The sequence below is a fragment of the Kitasatospora sp. NPDC092948 genome (genome assembly GCF_044754805.1).
Lineage (GTDB): Bacteria > Actinomycetota > Actinomycetes > Streptomycetales > Streptomycetaceae > Kitasatospora.
Genome location: NZ_JBIVPU010000003.1, coordinates 707188 through 730101, shown reverse-complemented (window position 1 = coordinate 730101; position 22914 = coordinate 707188). Strand labels below are relative to the sequence as shown.

The window sequence follows — 22914 nt, the reverse complement described above, 5'->3', positions numbered from 1 at the left end:
CACGGAGGGCGCAGGCTGGGAAAACATGCGCCGTCGGGTGTGAACTCCTGGGAACGGAGGTGTTGCGGGTGTCTGATTCGGCCTTGCATACCGGCTGAAACCGCACGCCTACCCGCCCGTACCTCTTGCCCGCGGTGCGAGGATGCAACAAGGTCGTGGGTGCCGCTGGTGAGCGATCGGACGGTCGTCCCCCCGCTGCCTCCGGCCGGTGCAGGTCCAGTTTTGACGTGCCCTCACACTCTTTAGCCCATTCGGCCCCAGTGGGCGTGTCTCTGCGTGTCCTCGTTCCCCGACCGGTCGTTTTCCGGTGGGCTGGGTCACGCGGGGGCGCGCACCGAGCGACGCGCGCCGGGACACGTGCGTTCGGCGCGGCGGGTCCCGCTGCGGCGGTCGGCGGGCTGGGTGTCCGGGTCCGTCGACACGGGGCCCGCGCGGGCCGCACGTCCTTCCTCACCCAGCAGTCCTCCCGGTACTCTCCCGGCGTCGCCCGCCGGGCAGAGCTGCCGCCGATCTCGGGCAGGAGCTTGGCATGCACGGCGACACGCGGGACCAGTCCACGGTACCGGCGACGGACCACACCCCTGACGGGCCGTCGGCCGGGGAACCCCCGGTACCGGCCCCGCGTACCGCGGCGGCCCGCCGGAGGGCGGCCGCACCGGGCGAGAAACGCGCGGGAACCCCGCGCCGGGCCGCGTCGAAACGGACCACCACCGTCAGGTCCGCCGCCGCCCCGCCCACCGGCGCCCCAGCGGCCACCGCCGCCTCCGAACCCACTGCGCCCACCACCGGCACCACGTCATCCCCCCGCAGGACGCCGGCCCGCCCGGCCCGCCCCACCCGCACGACGACAGAGAGCGACACCGTGATCGGCCGCATCCCCGTGCTTGACGTGACCCCCCTCGTCGACGCCGGCCGGCGTCCGGCCAAGGCCGTGGAGGGTGAACGTTTCCTGGTCTCCGCCACGGTGTTCCGCGAGGGCCACGACGCGGTCGGGGCCAATGTGGTGCTGCGCGACCCGCGCGGCCGCTCCGGGCCGTGGACGCCGATGCGCGAACTGTCCGAGGGCAGCGACCGCTGGGGCGCGTACGTGACGCCGACCGCGCCGGGCCGCTGGTCGTACCTGGTGGAGGCCTGGGGCGACCCGGTGGCGACCTGGCGGGGGCACGCGGCGGTGAAGCTGCCGGCCGGGATCGACACCGCGCTGGTGCTGGAGGAGGGCGCCCAACTGCTGGAGCGGGCGGCGGCCGGGGTGCCGAAGAAGGACGGCCGGGCCCAGGTGCTGGCCGCGGTGGACGCGCTGCGCGACTCCGGCCTGCCCCCGCTGAGCCGCTACGCGGCGGCGCTGGTCCCGGAGGTGACGGCGCTGCTGGACCGCTTCCCGCTGCGCGAGCTGCTCTCGGCGACCCGCCCGCAGCCGCTCCAGGTGGACCGCAAGCGGGCCCTGTTCGGCGCCTGGTACGAGTTCTTCCCGCGCTCGGAGGGCGCGGTGGTGGACCCGAACGGGGTGGAGCCGCCGGTCTCCGGCACCTTCCGGACGGCCGCCGAGCGGCTGCCCGCCCTCGCCGCGATGGGCTTCGACGTGGTGTACCTGCCGCCGATCCACCCGATCGGCCGGGCCCACCGCAAGGGCCCGGACAACTCCCTGGAGGCCGGTCCGCAGGACGTCGGCTCGCCGTGGGCGATCGGCTCCCCGGAGGGCGGGCACGACGCCGTCCACCCGGACCTGGGCACCCTGGAGGACTTCGACCACTTCGTGGCGGAGGCCGGCGCGCTGGGCCTGGAGGTGGCGCTGGACTTCGCGCTCCAGTGCTCGCCGGACCACCCGTGGGTGCACAAGCACCCGGAGTGGTTCAGCCACCGCGCGGACGGCACCGTCGCGTACGCCGAGAACCCGCCGAAGAAGTACCAGGACATCTACCCCGTCAACTTCGACCAGGACTTCGACGGGATCGTCCGCGAGACGGTGCGGATCCTGCGGTTCTGGATGGGCCACGGGGTGCGGATCTTCCGCGTCGACAATCCGCACACCAAGCCGGTGAACTTCTGGGAGAAGGTGCTCGCGGACATCGCCCGCACCGACCCGGACGTGCTGTTCCTGGCGGAGGCGTTCACCCGCCCGGCGATGATGCACACCCTGGGCAAGGTCGGATTCCACCAGTCCTACACGTACTTCACCTGGCGCGACACCAAGGCCGAGCTGACCGAATACCTGACGGAGCTGACCGGCGAGGCCGCCGCCTACATGCGGCCGAACTTCTTCGCCAACACCCCGGACATCCTGCCCGAGTACCTGCAGACCGGCGGGCCGGCCGCGTTCGCGGTGCGGGCGGTGCTGGCGGCGGCGCTGTCGCCGACCTTCGGGGTGTACGCGGGCTTCGAGCTGTTCGAGAACGAGCCCGCGAAGCCCGGCTCGGAGGAGTACCTGCACTCGGAGAAGTACGAGCTGCGGCCGCGCGACTGGACCCGGCCCGACTCCCTCGCACCGCTGCTGACCGCCCTGAACCGGCTGCGCCGCCGGCATCCCGCGCTGCAACAGCTGCGGGACCTGCGCTTCCACGCCGTCGACAACGAGCGGATCATCGCGTTCTCCAAGAGCGCCGTCACCGAGGACGGCCTGGAGGACCAGGTGATCTGCGTGGTCAACCTGGACCCGCACCACGTCCAGGAGGCCACCGTCACGCTCGACGTGCCGGGGCCGCTGACGGTGCACGACGAGCTGACCGGCGCGACGTACGCCTGGGGCCGTCACAACTACGTCCGGCTCGATCCCTCTACCGGGCCGGCCCACCTCCTCACGGTTCGGAGGAACCCTCAGTGACAGTCAACGAGCCCGTCCCCGACACCTTCGCCGACACCCCCGCCCGGGACCGCGACCCCGAGTGGTTCAAACGCGCGGTCTTCTACGAGGTCCTGGTGCGCTCGTTCCAGGACAGCAACGGCGACGGCGTCGGAGACCTCAAGGGGCTCACCTCGCGGCTCGACTACCTCCAGTGGCTGGGGGTGGACTGCCTCTGGCTCCCCCCGTTCATGAACTCCCCGCTGCGGGACGGCGGTTACGACGTCTCGGACTACCAGTCGGTGCTCCCGGAGTTCGGCAACCTGGCCGACTTCGTGGAGTTCGTCGACGCGGCGCACGCCCGCGGCATGCGGGTGATCATCGACTTCGTGGTGAACCACACCAGCGACCAGCACGCGTGGTTCCAGGCCTCCCGCAGCGACCCGGACGGCCCGTACGGCGACTTCTACATGTGGGCCGACGACGACAAGCAGTACCCGGACGCGCGGATCATCTTCGTCGACACCGAGAGCTCCAACTGGACGTACGACCCGGTCCGCAAGCAGTACTACTGGCATCGCTTCTTCAGTCACCAGCCGGATCTGAACTACGACAATCCGCGGGTGCAGGAGGAGGTGATGGCGGCCCTGCGGTTCTGGCTGGACCTCGGCATCGACGGCTTCCGGCTGGACGCGGTGCCGTACCTGTACGCCCGCGAGGGCACCAATTGCGAGAACCTGCCGGAGACCCACGACTTCCTGCGGCGGGTCCGCAAGGAGATCGACGCCAACTACCCGGACACCGTGCTGCTGGCGGAGGCCAACCAGTGGCCGGAGGACGTGGTCGACTACTTCGGCGACTTCGGCTCCGGCGGCGACGAGTGCCACATGGCGTTCCACTTCCCGGTGATGCCGCGGATCTTCATGGCGGTCCGCCGGGAGTCCCGCTACCCGGTCTCCGAGATCCTGGCGAAGACCCCGGAGATCCCGTCCGGCTGCCAGTGGGGCATCTTCCTGCGCAACCACGACGAGCTGACCCTGGAGATGGTCACCGACGAGGAGCGCGACTACATGTACGCGGAGTACGCGAAGGACCCGCGGATGCGGGCCAACGTGGGCATCCGCCGCAGGCTCTCCCCGCTGCTGGAGAACGACCGCAACCAGGTCGAGCTGTTCACCGCGCTGCTGCTCTCGCTGCCCGGCAGCCCGGTGCTGTACTACGGCGACGAGATCGGCATGGGCGACAACATCTGGCTCGGCGACCGGGACGGCGTACGCACCCCGATGCAGTGGACGCCGGACCGCAACGCGGGTTTCTCCTCCGCCGACCCGGGCAGGCTCAGTCTGCCGCCCATCATGGACCCGGTGTACGGCTTTCAGGTGACCAACGTCGAAGCGCAGCAAAGCAGTTCGAGTTCGCTGCTGCACTGGACGCGTCGCATGATCGAGATCCGCAAGCTCAACCCCGCGTTCGGCCTCGGCAGCTACACCGAGCTGCCCTCCAGCAACCCCGCGGTGCTGGCCTTCGTGCGCGAGTACGAGGGCGACCTGGTCATGTGCGTGAACAACTTCTCGCGGTTCGCGCAGCCGACCGAACTGGACCTGCGGCAGTACGGGGGGCGGTACCCGGTCGAGCTGATCGGCGGCGTGCGCTTCCCCACCATCGGCGAGTGGCCGTACCTGTTGACGCTGGCCGGCCACGGCTTCTACTGGTTCCAGCTGCGCCAGTCCCCGGCGAAGGCGTCCGGGGCGAAGTAGCGGCGGGGGCCGCCGCGCCACGCCCGAGCACCGACGATCCGTCAGGCCCCGATCGGGACGCCCCTTCCGCGGGCGCGCGAGTTGCTCCGCGCGCCCCCGGAGGTCTTCGCACCACCGCGTACGGAGAACAGCCCAACGGCCATCCACACGAAGGCGTGACACCGAGCCAGCGGCTCGCGTGCCGTCGCCGCCGCGCCGTCGAAATCCGGAAGAGTGAAGGGCCCGGCCACGACCCGTCGGGCAGCCGCCCGCTTCCGGGGAAAGGGAGTCATGTCCGAAACCTCCCGTTCTCAAGCCCACCTGCACCGTGATCCGACCGCCGCCCCCGGGCCGGTCGGCACGCGGGCGCCGGGGGTCCGGAGAACCGCCGCGGGAGTCAGCGAGCTGGTCCAGGCGGCCCTGCCGCTGATCGCCGAATGGCTTCCCGTCCAGCGCTGGTACGCCGGCAAGGGCCGGCCGATCGCCGCCCTCGTCCCGGTGATCGGCACCCCGCTCCAGGTCGGCGACCCCGCGCTGCTGCACCTGCTGCTGCGGGTGGACCACGGCGGGGCGGCCGCCGGCCCCGGTGACGTGTACCAGCTGCTGCTCGGCATCCGCTCGGAGCGGCCCGCGGCGGTCGGGCAGCGGGCGGTGCTGGGCCGGCTGGCGGGCGGCACCTACGACGGCGCGGTGCTGTACGACGCGGTGCACGACCCGGAGCTGACGGGCCGCCTGCTGGAGCACCTGGCCACCGGCGACCGGTTCGGCTCGCTGTGCTTCCGCCGCACCCCCGGCCCGGGGCTGCCGGGCAACATCCCCGGACGGGCCTCCACCGCCGAGCAGTCCAACTCCTCGGTGATCTACGACACCGCGTTCATCCTGAAGCTGTTCCGCCGGATCAGTCCCGGGACCAACCCCGACCTGGAACTGTCGCTGGCGCTCTCCCGGGCCGGCTCGACCCGCATCCCCCGGGTCGCCGCCTGGTTCGAATGCCGGCTGGAGCGCTCCGAGCCCGCCACCCTGGGCCTGCTGCAGCGCTACCTGCCGGACGCCGAGGACGGCTGGGAGCTGGCGCTCGACCAGGTCGCCCGGCTCAAGGGCGACCCGTCGCCGGGCAACTTCGCGATCGAGGCGCACCGGCTGGGCCGGGCCACCGCCGAGGTGCACCGGGTGCTGGCCCGCTCGATGCCCACCACCCGGCTGGACCGGCCGCGGATCGCCGAACTGGCCGGTGCGATGGCCGACCGGCTGGACGCCGCGGTCACCGCGGTGCCCGGCCTGCTGCGCTACCGCTCGGCGCTGCGCTCCGCGTTCCAGCAGCTGACCGCCGCCCACCTGGACGGGCTGCTGGTCCAGCGGATCCACGGCGACCTGCACCTCGGCCAGGCGATGCGCACCCCGCAGGGCTGGGTGCTGCTGGACTTCGAGGGCGAGCCCGCCAAGCCGCTGGCCGAGCGCCGACTGCCGCAGCCCGCGCTGCGGGACGTCGCCGCGATGCTGCGCTCCTTCGACTACGCGGCCGCCCACCTGCCGGCCGGCGCCCCCGTCCAGGACCCCGAACTGGCCCACCTGGCCTCCGCCTGGGCGGCCCGCAACCGGGCCGCGTACTGCGCCGGCTACACCGCGGGCGGCGGCTCCGACCCGTCCGGGTCGCCGGAGCTGATGCGCGCGCTGGAGATCGACAAGGCCGTGTACGAGGTGGTGTACGAGGCCCGGCACCGGCCGAGCTGGCTGCCGATCCCGCTGGCCGCGATCAACCGGCTGGCCGACACCGTCTGACTCCCCCCGGCCCCGCGAGGGGCCGGGGGGACCCCCACAAGCCCGGCCGCCGCGGCCGGGCGGTCCGCTCTCCCGGCAGTACCCCCGACCGGCAGTAACCCCGACCCGTTCGCAGGAATCCAGGAGGCCTCCGCCGTGACCCCGCTCGGTCCGCTCGACCCGTCCCTGCCGGCCGACCGCCGGCCGGCCGTCCCGGCCACCTTCCGGAACGGCGAGCACGGCAGGAGGGCCGGGCGGCAGCAGCCGCAGCCGGCGCCCGCGCGGCCGTCCGGCCCGACGTCGAAGACTCCGGCGCCGGCCGAGAACCCGGCGACCGCCCAGAACCCGGCGACCGCCCAGAACCCGGCGACCGCCCAGAGCCCGTCGGCCGCCCAGAGCCCGTCGGCCGCGGCGGCCGGGCCGGGCGGGCGGGCGGCGAAGTCCCGCCCGGCGCCCGTCCGGCCCGCGCCGGGCTCGGCGCTGCGCCTGCCGGAGGCGCCGCTGCCGCCCGGCGAGGTGGACCGCCTGGTGTCCGGCGCGCACCACGACCCGCACGCCCTGCTGGGGGCGCACGCGCTGCCGACGGGCACCGCGATCCGGGTGCTGCGCCCGTTCGCCGAGCGGGTGGTGGTGGAGACCGCGCTCGGCCCGGCGGAGCTGACGCACCAGCAGGCCGGCCTGTTCACCGGGCTGTTGACCGGCCGGCGCTTCCCGTCCTACACGCTGAAGGTGACGTACCCGGGCGGTCCGCCGCTGGAGCAGCAGGACGCCTACCGGTTCGCCCCGACGCTCGGCGAACTGGACCTGCACCTGATCTCGGAGGGCCGGCACGAGCAGCTGTGGCACGCGCTCGGCTCGCACGTGCGCACCGTGGACGGGGTGGCCGGCACCTCGTTCGCGGTGTGGGCGCCGAACGCCGTCGGGGTGCGGCTGATCGGCTCGTTCAACCACTGGAACGGCACCGCGCACCCGATGCGCTCGCTGGGTTCGTCCGGCGTGTGGGAGCTGTTCGTGCCGGGCCTCGGCGAGGGCGCGCAGTACAAGTACCAGATCATGACCCGCTCCGGGCGGATGGTCGAGAAGGCCGACCCGCTGGCCCGCGCGGCCCAGTGCCCGCCGGACACCGCCTCGGTGGTGACGGTGTCCCGGTACGCGTGGGAGGACGCCGAGTGGATGGCGGCGCGGGCGCGGGCCGTCCACCACCGGGCCCCGATGTCGGTGTACGAGCTGCACCTCGCGTCCTGGCGGCCGGACCTGACCTCGTACCGGCAGATCGCCGAGGTGCTGCCCGGCTACCTGAACGAACTGGGCTTCACGCACGTGGAGTTCATGCCGGTGATGGAGCACCCGTTCGGCGGCTCCTGGGGCTACCAGGTGTCCGGTTTCTACGCCCCGACGGCCCGGCTCGGCAGTCCGGACGACTTCCGGTTCCTGGTCGACGCCCTGCACCGGCACAACATCGGCGTCCTGGTCGACTGGGTGCCCGCGCACTTCCCGAAGGACGACTTCGCACTGGCCCGGTTCGACGGCGAGCCGCTGTACGAGCCGGCCGACCCGCAGCGCGCCGAGCACCCGGACTGGGGGACGCTGGAGTTCGACTACGGCCGCACCGAGGTGCGCAACTTCCTGGTCGCCAACGCGGTGTACTGGTGCGAGGAGTTCCACGTCGACGGCCTGCGGGTGGACGCGGTCGCCTCGATGCTGTACCTCGACTACTCCCGGGAGGGCGGCGACTGGTCGCCCAACCAGTTCGGTGGGCGGGAGAACCTGGACGCGGCGTCCTTCCTGCAGGAGATGAACGCCACCGTCTACCGGCGCTGCCCGGGCGTGCTGACCGTCGCCGAGGAGTCGACCGCCTGGGACGGCGTCACCCGGCCCACCGACTCCGGCGGTCTGGGCTTCGGCCTGAAGTGGAACATGGGCTGGATGCACGACTCGCTGGTCTACATGTCCAAGGAGCCGGTGCACCGCAAGTACCACCACAACGAGATGACCTTCTCGATGGTGTACGCGTACTCGGAGAACTACATCCTGCCGATCTCGCACGACGAGGTGGTGCACGGCAAGCAGGCGCTGGTCTCCAAGATGCCCGGCGACTGGTGGCAGCGACGCGCCAACCACCGCGCCTACCTGGGCTTCATGTGGGCCCACCCGGGCAAGCAACTGCTGTTCATGGGGCAGGAGTTCGCGCAGGGAGCCGAGTGGGAGCACGAGCGCGGCCCGCAGTGGTGGGTGCTGGACGAGGCGTGGGAGGCGCACGCCGACCACCGGGGCGTGCAGCGCCTGGTCGGCGACCTCAACCGGGTCTACCGCGACACCCCCGCGCTGTACGAGCTGGACACCGTCCCCGCCGGGTTCCGCTGGCTGGACGGCGGCGCGGCCGACGACAACGTCTTCTCGTTCGTCCGGTTCGCCGCCGACGGCAGCCCGCTGGTCGCGGTCTGCAACTTCTCCCCGGTGGTCCGGCACGGCTTCCGGGTCGGCCTGCCCCGGCTGGAGGGCCGGGACCAGCTGTGGGAGGAGGCGCTGAACACCGACGCGGAGCGGTACGGCGGCGGCGGGGTCGCCAACTCGCAGCCGGTGAAGGCGGAGGGCGCGCAGTGGAACGGCCAGCCGCGCTCGGCCGAGCTGGTGCTGCCGCCGCTGGCCACCGTCTGGCTGCGCCCGGCCGGCCCGGACAGCTGACGACCTGTTCAGGACCTCCGGCACCCCGGAGCAGCCCGAACGGCAGTGCCGCACCTCAGTCCGAATGTCATACGAAGGTATGGTCGTGATGACCGGCCCGAGACAGATGGACGGAGAGTTCCACCGTGGCGAGCAGCGTGTACGTGACCGGGATCGACCGGGGCGACGGCCGACAGGCCGTGGAACTCGGGGTCATGGAACTGCTGACCCGCCAGGTGGACCGGGTCGGGGTGTTCCGGCCGCTGGTGCACACCGCGGACGACGGCACGCCGGCCCCCGACCACGTGGTGGAACTGCTGCGCACCCGGTACCGGCTGGACCTGCCGACCACCGAGCTGTACGGCCTGACCTACGACGAGGCCGCGGCGCTTCAGGCCGCCCGCGGCCAGGACGAACTGGTCTCCACCCTGGTCGACCGGTTCCACCAGCTGGAGCGGCGCTGCCAGGCGGTGCTGGTGCTGGGCACCGACTTCTCCGGCACCAACATCCCGGACGAGCTGGCCTTCAACGCGCGGCTGGCGAACGAGTTCGGGGCGGCCGTGCTCCCGGTGGTCGGCGGCCGGCAGGACGACCCGCAGGCGGTGGTCGCGGAGGTCCGCAACGCCCACCGGGCCTACCGCGACCTGGGCTGCTCGATCCTGGCGATGATCGCCAACCGGGTCGCGCCGGGCGCCAAGCAGCAGGTGCAGCGGGCGCTGACCGAGAAGCTCCCGGTGCCGGTCTACGTGATCCCGGAGGAGCCGGCGCTGGCCGCGCCCACCGTGGCGCAGCTGGTCGAGGCGACCGGCGCCGAGGTGCTGCTGGGCGACGCGGCCGGCCTGTCCCGGGACGTGCGGGGCTTCGTGTTCGGCGGCGCGATGCTGCCCACCTTCCTGAACGCGCTGACCGAGGGCGCGCTGGTGGTGATGCCGGGCGACCGCGCCGACCTGCTGATCGGTTCGCTGGCCGCGCACGCGGCGGGCTCCCCGCCGATCGCCGGCGTCCTGCTGACGCTCGGTCAGCACCCGGGCCCGGACGTGATGGCGCTGGCCTCCCGGCTCGCCCCGGGCACCCCGGTGGCGGAGGTGACGGAGGGCTCCTGGCTGACCGCCGCGGCGCTCACCCACCTGGAGGGCCGGATCGGCCCGGGCAACCCGCGGAAGGCCGAGATCGCCCTCGGCCTGTTCGAACTGCACGTCGACACCGCCGAGTTGACCAGCCGGATCGAGCTGACCCGGTCCGAGCGGGTGACCCCGATGATGTTCGAGCACGCGCTGCTGGAACGGGCCCGCGCCGACCGCCGGCACATCGTGCTGCCCGAGGGCGCCGAGGACCGGGTGCTGCGCGCCGCCGAGGTACTGCTGCGCCGCAACATCTGCGACCTGACCCTGCTGGGCGAGCCGGAGACCGTGCACCGCCGGGCCGCCGCGCTGGGCATCGAGTTCCCCCTGGCCGGCGACTCCGGCGCACAGCTGCGGATCGTCGACCCGGCGGCCAGCCCGCTGCGCCAGCAGTTCGCCGAGCTGTACGCCAAGGTCCGGGCGCACAAGGGCATGACGGTGGAGCGGGCGCTCGACGTGGTCACCGACGTCTCGTACTTCGGCACCCTGATGGTGCAGGAGGGCATCGCGGACGGCATGGTGTCCGGCGCGGTGCACTCGACGGCGGCGACCATCCGCCCGGCGTTCGAGGTGATCAAGACCTCGCCGGGCGCGTCGATCGTCTCCTCGGTGTTCTTCATGTGCCTGGCCGACAAGGTGCTGGTCTACGGCGACTGCGCGGTCAACCCGGACCCGGACGCCCAGCAGCTCGCCGACATCGCGATCCAGTCGGCGGAGACGGCCGCCCAGTTCGGGGTGGAGCCGCGGGTGGCGATGCTGTCGTACTCGACCGGCACCTCGGGCTCCGGCGCGGACGTGGACAAAGTCCGCAAGGCCACCGAGCTGGTCCGCGCGCTGCGTCCGGACCTGCTGGTGGAGGGTCCGATCCAGTACGACGCGGCGGTGGACGCCCGGGTCGCGGCGACCAAGCTGCCGGGCTCGCCGGTGGCGGGCCGGGCCACCGTGCTGGTCTTCCCGGACCTGAACACCGGCAACAACACCTACAAGGCGGTGCAGCGCTCGGCCGGCGCGATCGCCGTCGGCCCGGTGCTCCAGGGCCTGAACAAGCCGGTGAACGACCTGTCCCGGGGCGCCCTGGTCGAGGACATCGTCCAGACCGTGGCGATCACCGCGATCCAGTCCCTGACCCAGTCCGCCGAGGGAGACGCGCAGTGACCACCACCGGTACCCGGGTCCTGGTGCTGAACGCGGGATCGTCCTCGGTGAAGTACCAGCTGATCGACATGCTGGACGGCGCCCGGCTGGCGTCCGGCCTGGTGGAGCGGATCGGCGAGGTCGAGGGCCGGCTGCTGCACCTGCCGCTGACCGGGGAGCCGCGCGAGCAGGTGCGGCGGTTCGCCGACCACGACGGGGCGCTGCGGGCGGTCGCCGACGAGCTGGCCGCGGACCTGATGGGCCTGGACTCGCCCGAGCTGGCCGCGATCGGCCACCGGGTGGTGCACGGCGGGCTGCGCTTCACCCGGCCGACGCTGATCAACGACTCGGTGGTGGCGGAGATCCGCCGGCTGATCCCGGTGGCGCCGCTGCACAACCCGGCGAACATCACCGGCATCGAGGTGGCCCGCGCGATGCGCCCGGACCTGCCGCAGGTCGCGGTGTTCGACACCGCCTTCCACTCCACCCTGCCGGAGTACGCGGCCCGGTACGCGATCGACCGGAAGACCGCCGAGGAGCACCGGGTGCGCCGCTACGGCTTCCACGGCACCTCGCACCAGTACGTCTCCCGGGCGACCGCCCGGCTGCTCGGCCGCGACCCGGCCGAGCTGAACGTGATCGTGCTGCACCTGGGCAACGGCGCGTCGGTGTCGGCGGTGGCCGGCGGGGTGTGCGTGGAGACCTCGATGGGCCTGACCCCGCTGGAGGGCCTGGTGATGGGCACCCGTTCCGGCGACGTGGACCCGGGCCTGGTGTTCCACCTGCACCGGGTGGGCGGCCTGAGCGTCGATCAGATCGACGACCTGCTGAACCGCCGCAGCGGCCTGCTCGGCCTGTGCGGCGACAACGACATGCGCGAGGTGGTGCGCCGCGCCCAGGGCGGGGACGAGGACGCCAAGCTGGCGTTCGACTCGTACGTGCACCGGATCCGCCGCTACCTGGGCGGCTACTACGCGGTGCTGGGCCGGGTGGACGCGGTCGCCTTCACCGCGGGTGTCGGGGAGAACTCCGCGGAGGTCCGGGCGGCGGTCTGTGCCAATCTGGAGGAACTGGGCATTTCGGTGGAACCGGAGCTGAACGCGGTGCGTTCGCGCCGGGCCCGGACGATTTCGCCGTCCTACGGCCGGGTGACCGTCGCCGTGGTGCCCACCGACGAGGAACTGGAGATCGCCCAGCAGACGTTCGCGCTGGTCCATGAGGTGTAGGGCCGACGCGAGCTGACTACCCGTCAGTATCCCATCCCTCGGAATGTTCGTTGGCGATATCTGGCGATTCGAGTCGAATGCATCGATAACACGAACGGATAGACTGACGGATATGCGCCGAGCGAAAATTGTCTGCACCCTGGGTCCTGCCACGGACTCCTACGAACAGCTGAAGGCCATCGTCGAAGCGGGCATGAACGTCGCCCGACTGAACATGAGCCACGGCTCCCACGCCGAGCACGAGGACCGGTACCGCCGCGTCCGCCAGGTGTCGGAGGACACCGGCCGCACCATCGGCGTGCTGGCCGACCTGCAGGGCCCCAAGATCCGTCTGGCGACCTTCGCCAACGGCCCGGTGACCGTTGACAACGGCGACACGTTCACCATCACCACCGAGGACGTCCCCGGTGACCAGCACATCTGCGGCACCACCTACAAGGGCCTGCCCGGCGACGTGAAGCCCGGCGACCCGATCCTGATCAACGACGGCGTCATCGCCCTGGAGGTCGTCAGCGTCGACGGCCCGCGGGTGCGCACCGTGGTGGTCGAGGGCGGCGTGCTCTCCAACAACAAGGGCATCAACCTGCCCGGCGCGGCGGTCAACGTGCCCGCGCTGTCCGAGAAGGACAAGGACGACCTGCGCTTCGCCCTCCGGCTGGGCGTCGACATGGTCGCGCTGTCCTTCGTCCGCAACGCCGCGGACATCGACGACGTCCACAAGGTCATGGACGAGGTCGGCATCCGGGTGCCGGTCATCGCCAAGATCGAGAAGCCGCAGGCCGTCGAGGCGATGGAGGAGATCGTCCTCGCCTTCGACGCGATCATGGTGGCCCGCGGCGACCTGGCGGTCGAGTACCCGCTGGAGAAGGTGCCGCTGGTCCAGAAGCAGCTGGTCACCCTGGCCCGCCGGAACGCCAAGCCGGTGATCGTCGCCACCCAGATGATGGAGTCGATGATCCACGCCTCGCGCCCGACCCGCGCCGAGGTCTCCGACGTCGCCAACGCGATCCTGGACGGCGCGGACGCGGTGATGCTGTCCGCCGAGTCCAGCGTCGGCAAGTACCCGGTCGAGACCGTCAAGACCATGAGCAAGATCGCCGAGAAGGCCGAGGAGGAGCTGCTCTCGCAGGGCCTCCAGCCGCTCAACCCGGGCCGCAAGCCGCGCACCCAGGGCGGCTCGGTCGCCCGCGCCGCGTGCGAGCTGGGCGACTTCCTCAACGGCCAGGCACTGATCGCCTTCACCAAGTCCGGCGACACCGCCCGCCGGCTGTCCCGCTACCGCTCGCCGATCCCGGTGATCGCCTTCACCCCGGACGTCGCCACCCGCAACCAGCTCTCGCTGAGCTGGGGCGTCGAGGCGTACGTCACCGAGCAGGTGGCCACCACGGACGCGATGGTCGAGCAGGTCGACCGCGAGCTGCTGAAGCTGGGCCGCCTCGCCGAGGGCGACACCGTGATCGTCACCGCCGGTGTGCCGGTCGGCATCCCCGGCACCACCAACATGGTGCAGGTCCACCACCTGGGCACCCGCGGCGGCCGCTGACCCGGCACAGCGGAGGGCCCCCGACGGTTCGCCGTCGGGGGCCCTCACGTTCTTCTGACGAAGGATCAGCCGTCGTACGGCTCCTTGTCGTTGAACAGCCGCATGCCCGGGATCTTCAGGTCGCCGCCGAACTGGCCGGCCTGCACCGCCTTGGCGTCGGTGAGGGTCAGGTCCAGCGGGATCGGCACCGCGCCCAGCAGGTCCCACAGCCACTTCGGCAGGGTGTCCGGGGTCAGCGTGATCTGGCCCAGATCGATCGGTATCGGCAGGCCGTAGACCTCCGCCAGGTGCCCGGACAGGCTCTCCACGTACATGGTGACCGGGCCGCTGCGCATGGTGGAGGTCGATCCCGGGCGGCTCTTCACGTGGAAGGTCAGGCCCGGGATCTGAATGGTCGACATGTCCAGGTTCTCGATGTCGACGCTGTCGGTGGTGAACTTCAGCACCCGCTTGGTGCCGCTCGGCGTGGTGACGTCGTAGACGCCGTTGAACACCGAGCCGTGCAGCGCCAGCCGGGTCGACTTCAGCACCCAGTTCTGCTCCGGCACCACGTGGCCCTTGGGCGCGGCCTTCGCCGCCAGGCCCCGGGTGCTCACCAGGCAGTTCGGGTCCTCGGAGGCCGAGGCGGACGCGGACGGCTTCGGCGCCCTGGTCGACGGGGCCTTGGTGGACGGCGCCTTGGTGCTGCCGCCGGCCGGCTGGGACGGCCCGGCCGGGGTGTCCGGGGCGTCCGGCGTGGCGGGCGCCCCGGTGGCCGGCTGTCCGGTGGCCGAGGGGCTCGGCTCGGCGGGCGGCTTCGGGGCGGTGCTCGGGCTCGCGGTGGGCTCGGCCGTCGCGGCCTTCGGCGCGGCCGACGGGCCGGTGGCCGTGGCGGCGCCCGGGTGGATCAGGTTGTTCCACCAGTCGTCGATCACCCCGGCCTGCTGCACCCCGCCGCCCGCCGGCGCGTTGTTCGGCGTCACGTAGGCGGCGGACTGCACGCCGGTCGAGCCGGCGAACACCGCCGGCACCGCGGCGGCACTGCCCGCGGGCGCCTGCCCGGACTGCGCGGACTGCGCAGCGGGCGCCTCGTCCGCCGAGGAGTCCGGCTGCACCGCGATCTCGCTCTTCGGGACGGGCGTCTCCTTGAGCACCGTGTCCGGGCTGCTCGCACAGGCGCCCGACTGCGGGTCGGCGGCGACCGCCAGGGTCGGCGCGTAGGCGGCGCCGACCAGCAGCGCGGTCGGCACGGCGGCGATCGCCAGCGCCCGTCCGCGCAGCCGGGAGCGCACGCCCTCCCGTGGCACCGCGTGCCGCGGGCCGGGAACGGCCGACTTCTCCGAGTCCGTCACCGCTGCTCCCCTTCCGCGTTCGCTGTCGGTGCGGCCTCGTACGCGGGCGGCTGCGCGGCGGCGGCCTGCGCGGGCAGCTGCGCGGTCGGCGCGGCGACGGCCTGCGCGGTCGGCGCGGCGTCCTGGACGGCGGCCTCGGCGGCGGCCGGGTCGGCGGTCTCGGGGGCGGCCGGGAGCGGCGCCCAGGAGACCAGCAGGCCGCCGGCGATCAGGCCGGGGATCGCGCCCATGCCGAAGCCGCCCAGGTTGGAGACCGGGATGGAGATCAGCGCCAGGATGGTGGTCGCCACACCGCAGAAGACCCGCACGATCGGCTGGCACCAGGCGGTGATGCCGAGCAGGATCATCAGCAGGCCGATCAGCAGCGAGCCGGCGCCGGCGGTGGTGGCCATCGCCACGGTCAGGCCGCCCAGGCTGAGCTTGGCGTAGGGGAAGTACAGGATCGGGAGGCCGGCGATCACGGCCAGCAGGCCGCCCCAGAACGGCCGGGTGCGCCGCCAGGCGCGGAACCCCCGCCGACCTCGGGTGGCCAGGCCGGCCGGGCCCTCGGGCCAGGCTTCGACGGTTGCGCTGGACATGGTGCGACTCCTCGATGGTGGGTCCGAGGGGAAATACGGATGGCCCCGGGGTGGCCCGGGGTGCGGCCCGAGGGAGCGGCGTGTCGCCGCTCCCCCGGGCCGGTCAGTCCGTCGTCCGACCCGACTGACGGGCCGTCAACTGCGGACTAGTAGCACTCGTTGACGCCCTGGGTGAGGTTCAGCTTCAGGCCCGGGAGCGTGAAGGTGCCGGCCGAGGTGGCCCAGGCGGTCTGCTGGACGCCCGACAGGTCCGCCGTCTCGGCGGACTGCGAGAAGCCCTGCGCGCCCGACGGCAGGGTGCCGCCGTCCTTCTTCAGCTTGTCGATGCCGGTGCCCTGGAGGGTGCTGGCCTCCTGGCCGATGTTGATGTTGTGGAACTCGGCGTCGGCGTTCAGCTGGTTCATGTCGATCAGCAGCTGCTTGGCGTCGACCGGCTTCTTGTCGCCGGCCTTCAGGACCAGGGTCCACTTGCCGAGCGGGCCGAGGTCGGTGACGACCGACTGGCACAGGTTCTGCAGGGTCGCGTGGTCGAACGCCGAGATGGCGACCGGGTGCGGGGTGTGGTTGGCCTCCATGTCGACGCCGCCGAACTGCGAGAAGTTCTCGCCGTGCAGCTGGTCGACGGTGACCTTGAACTGCTGGCCGGAGACCGCGAACGAGGCCGCGAGCGCGGAGTTGGCCAGGGAGACGCCGATCGCGGCGGTGGCCGCGATGCTCGGCACCATCACCAGGGCGAAGCGCTTCCAGCGGGTCTTGCCGTAAGACGTGGACATGCGAGTCCTCCTTCTAGGACGTACATCTCCGGCCGTTCCGGTGCGTCCCGCACCCGGTTCGGCCCGAAATGGGAGAGAGCTACGTCCTCGGTAGCGGAGAGCGCCTGATGCCGTGGGGACGGCGTCGGCGATCACCCCGAGCGACAACCGTGCGGGCGCGCGGGCTGCGCGACCGCCGAGGCCAGGAACCGCCGCGTGGGATCTGCGGTTACCCCCCTGCCCTCACCCGGTGGGGACCCTCACGGTGGAGGGACCGGGCGTCGCCGATCGTGCTCGAATACCGGGCGGAGCACAAGGGGTGCGTTACTGACGGGTAATCCAACGGTGAACGCGTTCGCTCAGAGGATCGAAAGCGCAACTACGCAGTGTGACGAACGGGCCGGGCCGCCGGGGCCGCGACCGCCGCAAACGCAGACGAAAAACCCCTCCTCCGTCACACAGGGCGACGGAGAAGGGGTGTTATCAAGATTTGGTAAACCTGCCCGGATTACCCGCGAAAGTCGTCAAATCACCGACGACACCGCAGGTCATCCGACGTGTCACCCAGTGCCGTCAGAACAGCACCCGGGCCAGGGCCTGACGGGCCGCCACGGTGCGCGGGTCCTCCGGGCCGATCACCTCGAACAGCTCCAGCAGCCGCAGCCGCACGGTGTCCCGGTCGTCGCCGAAGGTCTTCGCCACGGTGTCGACCAGCCGGCCGAACGCGTCCTCGACGTGCCCGCCGACCAAGTCCAGGTCCGCCGCCCGCAGTTGGGCCTGCACGTCCTTCGGGTCGGCCGCCGCCTCGGTGCGCACCTGCTGCGGGTCGAGCTTCTCCACCCGCTGCAGCAGCTGCGCCTGGGCCAGGCCGAGCTTCGCCTCGACGTGGCCCGGCCGGTCGCTCAGCACGTTCTGGTACGCCTGCACCGCGCCGCCCAGGTCTCCCCGGTCCAGCGCCTCGTGCGCGGCCTCCAGCGCCGGGTCGACCGGCACCCGCGGGGCCGCCTCCTCGGTCGCCCCACCGGCGGCGGTGCCGACGATGCCGAAGCGCTGCTCGGCGACCGCGATCAGCTGGTCGAGCACCTTGCGGACGTTCGACTCGTTCTCGGCGCCCTGGAACAGCGGCACCAGCTGGCCCGCCACCACGGCCATCACGGCCGGGATGCCCTGGATGCCGAACTGCTGGGCGATCAGCGGGTTGGCGTCCACGTCGATCTTGGCGAGCACGATCCGGCCCGCGTACTCCTCGGCGAGGCGCTCCAGGATCGGGCTCAGCTGCTTGCACGGGCCGCACCACTCGGCCCAGAAGTCGACCACCACGGGGACCTCGGTCGACCGCTGGACCACCTCCGACTCGAAGGTGTCCTCGGTGACGTCCAGCACCAGGGGGTGGTCCGCGAGCGCCGGGCCGTCGCCCGCCGCCGCCTGCCGGGCCCGCTCGGCCCGGGTCTGCTCCGCCTTCTGGGCGGCCTCTCCGGCCGCCTTCACCGCGGCGAGGTCCACCGCACCGCGCAGGGCGGAGCTGTTGAGACGCGAATTCCGTGACTGCATGGCTCTATCCTCCCCCGCCGGAGCCGGTACCGGACGCCATCCGCCCGGAAATGCCGAAACCCGGACGGCCCGCCTCACTCGGCGGGGCCCGACCGTTCGGACGCGGATCCCCATCCACGCCCCGCGCCCGCCCGATCCCAGAGGGCAGGGCGCGTTGGTTGTCGCTCTTTCGCTACTGGTCGTAGCGTATCTGCCCCCCGGGCTCCCCCCGCAAGCCCCAACCGCCCTCCGGGAGCGTGAGCTGTCCCACTTTCCGACCCGGGGCGGGTATCGGGCAGCGCCGCAGGTCGCTACCGTGGGGCCAACAAGTTACTTCTGAGTAAATTCGCTGAGGAGGCGCGGTGGCCCCCACCACCAGGCAGCCGGACCCACCGGCCGCCGACACCCCGCCGCCCACCCGCGGCAAGGGCCGCCCCCGCAGCGCCGCCGCCGACCAGGCCATCCTGGACGCCACCCGCGAGGCCCTCGCCGAACTCGGCTGGGGCGGACTCACCATGGGCGACGTCGCCCAGCGCGCCGGCGTCGCCAAGACCACCCTCTACCGGCGCTGGCCGTCCAAGAGCGAACTCGTGGTCGACGCCATCGCCAGCCTCTTCGACCAGCTGGAGTGCGCCGACCGCGGCAGCCTCCAGGCCGACATCGAAGCCGTGGTCGGCCGGTTCGCCGAACTCCTCACCCGCCCCGAGACCCAGGCCGCCCTGCTCGCCCTGTTCGCCGAGGGCACCCGCGACGTCCACCTGCGCCGCCGGATCCGGGAACGGATCGTCCAGCCGCAGAAGGTCCTGGTCCAACTCGGCCTGGCCAACGCCCAGGCCCGCGGCGAAATGGATCCCGACCTCGACCCGGCCGACGCCGACGAGGAGATCGACATCATCTTCGACACCATCGCCGGCACCGTCGAACACCGCCTGCTGGTCAGCGGCGAACCCGTCACCCCGGACTGGATCCGCCGCTTCACCACGCTGCTGCTCAGTCCCTTCCCGGGACTGCTGCACTGACGGTCCGTCAGTCGGGCAGCTTCAGGGCCGCCAGCCGCTCCGGGTCGTTCAGCACGTCGATCCGCGCCACCCGGCCGTCCACCACGGTGAACGCCATCACCGACACCGGACGGCCCTCCCGGACCGTCAGCACGCCGTAGGCGCCGTTCACCAGCACCGGCCGGGCGAACGGCGCCAGGCTCCGGAACCCCGCCGCCGAGGACGCGATCGCCGCCCCGCCGCGCAGCACCCGGGACAGCTCCGCCACCGCGCCGCCGTCCGCACGCAGCACCGCGTCCGGCGCCAACACCCGTACCAGGCCCTCGAAATCACCCTCCCGGGCCGCCGCCAGGAACGCCTCCACGGCCTCCCGCTGCGCCGCCAGGTCCCGGTCCGGCTCCGGCGTCCGCTCCTTCACCCGCCGACGCGCCCGGCTCGCGAGCTGCCGCACCGCCGCCGGGGACTTCTCCAGCAGCGGCGCGATCTCCTCGAACGGCACCGCGAACAGGTCGTGCAGCACGAACGCGAGCCGCTCCGCGGGGCCCAGCGTCCCCAGCACCACCTGCAGCGCCATCCCGACCCGGTCCCCCAGCAGCGCCGCCGCCTCCGGATCGTCCCGCTCGGGCGCCGCCAGCACCGGGTCCGGCACCCGGGCGTCCAACTCCTCCTCCCGGCGCCGGCCCCGACTGCGCAGCTCGTTCAGGCACACCCGCGACACCACCGTGGTCAGCCACCCGCCGAGGTTCTCCACCTCCTCCGCGTGCCGGTCCAGCCGCAACCACGCCTCCTGCACGGCGTCCTCGGCCTCCCCCAGCGACCCCAGCATCCGGTACGCGACGGCCCGCAACCTGGGCCTGTGCGACTCGAACTCCTCCGCGAGCACGGCTCCCCCGCTCCTTTGTCGGATCCTTCCGAAGGCAACAGGAGCACAACCGGGGGCGCCGGGGATACCCCCGGCGCCCCCGTTCCCGCACCCGTCCGCTCAGAAGCTGGCGTTCTCGCGGTACGTGCCCCACTCGTCGCGGAGCGCGTGGCAGATCTCGCCGAGGGTGGCCTCCGCGCGGACGGCCCGGAGCATCGGCTCGATCATGTTGGCGCCCGAGCGGGCGGCGTCGAGCATCTCGTCGAGACCGGCCCGGACGGCGGCTTCGTCGCGCTGCGACTTGCGGGCGGCGAGGACCCGGACCTGCTCGCGTTCGACCTCGTGGCTGACCCGGAGAATTTCGAGCTCGGGGGTGACGCTGCGGGGGTGGCAGTTGACGCCGACCACGCGCTTGTCGCCCTTCTCCACGCCCTGCTGGTAGCGGAAGGCGGCCTCGGCGATCTCGCCGGTGAACCAGCCCTCCTCGATGCCGCGCAGGATGCCGGAGGTCATCGGGCCGATCGGGTGGTCGGCGGCGCCCTTGTCGAGGATCCGCCGGAAGATCTCCTCGACCTGCGCCTCGATCTTGTCGGTGAGCGCCTCGACGTACCAGGAACCGCCCAGCGGGTCGGCGACGTTGGTGACGCCGGTCTCCTCCATGATCACCTGCTGGGTGCGCAGCGCGATCTCCGCGGCCTGCTCGCTGGGGAGCGCGAGGGTCTCGTCCAGGGCGTTGGTGTGCAGCGAGTTGGTGCCGCCGAGGACGGCGGACAGCGCCTCGACGGCGGTGCGGACCACGTTGTTGTACGGCTGCTGGGCGGTGAGCGAGACGCCGGCGGTCTGGGTGTGGAAGCGCAGCCACTGCGCCTTCTCGGTCTTGGCGCCGAAGTGGTCGCGCATCCAGCGGGCCCAGATCCGGCGGGCGGCGCGGAACTTGGCGATCTCCTCGAAGAAGTCGAGGTGGGCGTCGAAGAAGAACGACAGGCCGGGGGCGAAGACGTCCACGTCGAGGCCCCGGGAGAGGCCGAGTTCGACGTAGGCCAGGCCGTCGGCGAGGGTGTAGGCGAGCTCCTGGGCGGCCGTGGCTCCGGCCTCCCGGATGTGGTAGCCGGAGACCGAGAGCGGCTTGTAGGCGGGGATGCCGTGGGCGCAGTGCTCCATCAGGTCGCCGATCAGGCGCAGGTGGGGCTCGGGGGCGAAGAGCCACTCCTTCTGCGCGATGTACTCCTTGAAGATGTCGGTCTGCAGGGTGCCGTTGAGGACGGCGGGGTCGACGCCCTGGCGTTCGGCGGCGACCAGGTACATGCAGAAGATCGGGACGGCGGGGCCGGAGATGGTCATCGAGGTGGTGACCTCGCCGAGCGGGATGCCGGCGAACAGCACCTCCATGTCGGCGGCGGAGTCGATCGCGACGCCGCAGTGGCCGACCTCGCCGAGCGACTTGGCGTCGTCCGAGTCGTAGCCCATCAGGGTGGGCATGTCGAAGGCCACGGAGAGGCCGCCGCCGCCCGCGTCGAGGATCATCCGGTAGCGCTCGTTGGTCTGCTGCGCGTTGCCGAAGCCGGCGAACTGGCGGATGGTCCAGGCGCGGCCGCGGTAGCCGGTGGGGTGCAGGCCGCGGGTGTAGGGGTACTCGCCGGGCCAGCCGATCCGCTCGAAGCCCTCGACCGGCTGGCCGGCGGGCGGGCCGTAGACGGGCTCGACGGTCTCGCCGCTCAGTGTGGTGAAGTCGGCGTCGCGCTTGCGCGCCTTGTCGTACCGCTGCTGCCAGCGCTGCCGGCCGGCTTCGATCTGCTCGGCGTCCATCGGCTCCGACTCCGCTCCGTGCGGCCGCCCCGGTGGGTGGGCGGCACAACTACTTGGATGTCCTACTAATTTACTCGGACGTCCTAGTACCTGTCGATGCCCGTCGCCTTCGAGTCGAACATGCGAAAGGCGCCCCTCCCGACAAGGAAGGGGCGCCCGGCAGAGTAGGCGAGCGGCAGGTCAGGCCGCGGCCGGCTCCGGAGCGGTGATCAGCGGGGCGACCTCGCGGCTGACCTTGCGCTCGACGAAGAACACGGCGGTGGGGATGGTGCCGGCCAGCAGGACCCAGGCGAGCTTGCCGATCGGCCACTTGGCCTTGGTGCCGAGGTCGAAGGCGAGCACCAGGTAGATCACGTACAGCCAGCCGTGCGCGATGCCGACCGCGGTGGTGAAGCCCGCGGCGCCCGAGATGTCGAGGACGTACTTGGCGATCACCCCGGCGGTGAGCAGGATCAGGAGGACGCCGGTGATGTAGGCCATGGCGCGGTAGCGGGTCAGCACACTCTGCTTCATGCCATCGAGAGTAACCGGCCCTACGCGCGTTCCCGGCCGGGCCCCTCCTGGTGCGGCAGCTCGAAGTCGCCGGCCGCGACCCGCAGCGGGCGGAGCAGTTCGAACACCTCGCGGCAGGCGTCCTCGTCGTAGCCGTCCAGGCCGAATTCGACGGCCATCAGCTCGCGGGTGGCGCGTTCGACGACCTGCCGGCCGCGGTCGGTGATGGCGGCGAGGACGCCGCGGCCGTCGAGCGGATTGGGGCGGCGGGCGACCAGTCCGGCGCGCTCCAGGCGGTCGACGGTGTTGGTGACGCTGGTGGGGTGCACCATCAGCCGCTCGCCGATCTTGGACAGCGGGAGTTCGCCGGAGCGGCTGAAGGTGAGCAGCACCAGGGCCTCGTAGCGGGCGAAGGTCAGGCCGTAGGGCTTGACCACCGCGTCGACCCGGGCCAGCAGGATCTGGTGGGCGCGCATCACCGAGGTGATCGCCGCCATGGACGGCACGCTGCCCCAGCGGCGGGTCCAGAGCTCGTCGGCGCGGGCGATCGGGTCGAAGTCGAGAGCGAGGGGCTTGGGCACCACCCCACCGTACCCGCGGGGCGGGG

At 72.3% G+C, this 22914-nt stretch carries 16 protein-coding genes; 8 read left to right on the top strand and 8 right to left on the bottom strand.

Going from position 1 to position 22914, the window contains the following annotated elements:
* Positions 1-862 precede the first annotated feature (862 nt).
* The 7 genes from ACIQF6_RS12795 (at position 863) to pyk (ending at position 13958) form a co-directional block, all read left to right on the top strand.
* Positions 863-2818, top strand: coding sequence for an alpha-1,4-glucan--maltose-1-phosphate maltosyltransferase (locus ACIQF6_RS12795; RefSeq protein WP_400893601.1), 1956 nt, complete (start codon positions 863-865; stop codon positions 2816-2818).
* Entirely contained in the window at positions 2815-4533 is a 1719-nt protein-coding gene (treS, locus tag ACIQF6_RS12790) for a maltose alpha-D-glucosyltransferase (protein ID WP_400893599.1), read from the top strand. Before ACIQF6_RS12795 ends, treS begins: the two co-directional genes overlap by 4 nt.
* 270 nt (positions 4534-4803) lie before the next feature.
* A complete protein-coding gene (locus tag ACIQF6_RS12785; protein WP_400893597.1) occupies positions 4804-6291 on the top strand; it encodes a maltokinase in 1488 nt (495 codons plus the stop codon).
* 135 nt (positions 6292-6426) lie between these two features.
* Positions 6427-8955: a 1,4-alpha-glucan branching enzyme gene (gene glgB, locus ACIQF6_RS12780; RefSeq protein WP_400893595.1), complete on the top strand. Its 2529-nt coding sequence runs from the start codon at positions 6427-6429 to the stop codon at positions 8953-8955.
* A 125-nt stretch (positions 8956-9080) separates the two neighbouring features.
* Entirely contained in the window at positions 9081-11210 is a 2130-nt protein-coding gene (gene pta, locus ACIQF6_RS12775; protein WP_400893593.1) for a phosphate acetyltransferase, read from the top strand.
* Entirely contained in the window at positions 11207-12415 is a 1209-nt protein-coding gene (locus ACIQF6_RS12770) for an acetate kinase (RefSeq protein WP_400893591.1), read from the top strand. Before pta ends, ACIQF6_RS12770 begins: the two co-directional genes overlap by 4 nt.
* A gap of 112 nt (positions 12416-12527) precedes the next feature.
* Positions 12528-13958: a pyruvate kinase gene (gene pyk / locus ACIQF6_RS12765; protein ID WP_400893589.1), complete on the top strand. Its 1431-nt coding sequence runs from the start codon at positions 12528-12530 to the stop codon at positions 13956-13958.
* Positions 13959-14023: 65 nt separating this feature from the next.
* On the opposite strand, the gene ACIQF6_RS12760 is transcribed toward pyk, so the two are convergent.
* The 4 genes from ACIQF6_RS12760 to ACIQF6_RS12745 form a co-directional block, all read right to left on the bottom strand.
* Positions 14024-15289 (bottom strand): hypothetical protein, encoded by a 1266-nt coding sequence (locus tag ACIQF6_RS12760; RefSeq protein ID WP_400893587.1) that lies wholly within the window; start codon positions 15287-15289, stop codon positions 14024-14026.
* Complete coding sequence (locus ACIQF6_RS12755) at positions 15286-15867, bottom strand: DUF6114 domain-containing protein (RefSeq protein WP_400893585.1); 582 nt, start codon at positions 15865-15867, stop codon at positions 15286-15288. Before ACIQF6_RS12755 ends, ACIQF6_RS12760 begins: the two co-directional genes overlap by 4 nt.
* Before the next feature lie 146 nt (positions 15868-16013).
* Positions 16014-16640 (bottom strand): DUF6230 family protein, encoded by a 627-nt coding sequence (locus ACIQF6_RS12750; RefSeq protein WP_400893583.1) that lies wholly within the window; start codon positions 16638-16640, stop codon positions 16014-16016.
* Between the two features lie 552 nt (positions 16641-17192).
* Positions 17193-18170 (bottom strand): tetratricopeptide repeat protein, encoded by a 978-nt coding sequence (locus ACIQF6_RS12745; RefSeq protein ID WP_400893581.1) that lies wholly within the window; start codon positions 18168-18170, stop codon positions 17193-17195.
* A 341-nt stretch (positions 18171-18511) separates the two neighbouring features.
* Here ACIQF6_RS12745 and ACIQF6_RS12740 point away from each other — a divergent pair, with 341 nt between their 5' ends.
* Positions 18512-19168, top strand: a complete 657-nt coding sequence (locus tag ACIQF6_RS12740) for a TetR/AcrR family transcriptional regulator (RefSeq protein WP_400893579.1) — start codon at positions 18512-18514, stop codon at positions 19166-19168.
* 7 nt (positions 19169-19175) lie between these two features.
* Here the strand turns inward: ACIQF6_RS12740 and ACIQF6_RS12735 are convergent, their stop codons facing one another.
* The 4 genes from ACIQF6_RS12735 to ACIQF6_RS12720 form a co-directional block, all read right to left on the bottom strand.
* Positions 19176-20030, bottom strand: coding sequence for a sigma-70 family RNA polymerase sigma factor (locus tag ACIQF6_RS12735; RefSeq protein ID WP_400893577.1), 855 nt, complete (start codon positions 20028-20030; stop codon positions 19176-19178).
* Positions 20031-20129: 99 nt separating this feature from the next.
* Positions 20130-21815 carry a methylmalonyl-CoA mutase gene (locus ACIQF6_RS12730; RefSeq protein WP_400893575.1) on the bottom strand — a complete coding sequence of 562 codons (1686 nt, stop codon included), beginning with the start codon at positions 21813-21815 and terminating at the stop codon, positions 20130-20132.
* A gap of 180 nt (positions 21816-21995) precedes the next feature.
* Entirely contained in the window at positions 21996-22328 is a 333-nt protein-coding gene (locus ACIQF6_RS12725; RefSeq protein WP_400893573.1) for a DUF3817 domain-containing protein, read from the bottom strand.
* Positions 22329-22348: 20 nt separating this feature from the next.
* The gene (locus tag ACIQF6_RS12720; protein ID WP_400893571.1) at positions 22349-22888 is read right to left on the bottom strand and encodes a MarR family winged helix-turn-helix transcriptional regulator; all 540 of its coding nucleotides are present in this window, start codon (positions 22886-22888) and stop codon (positions 22349-22351) included.
* Positions 22889-22914: the final 26 nt, after the last annotated feature.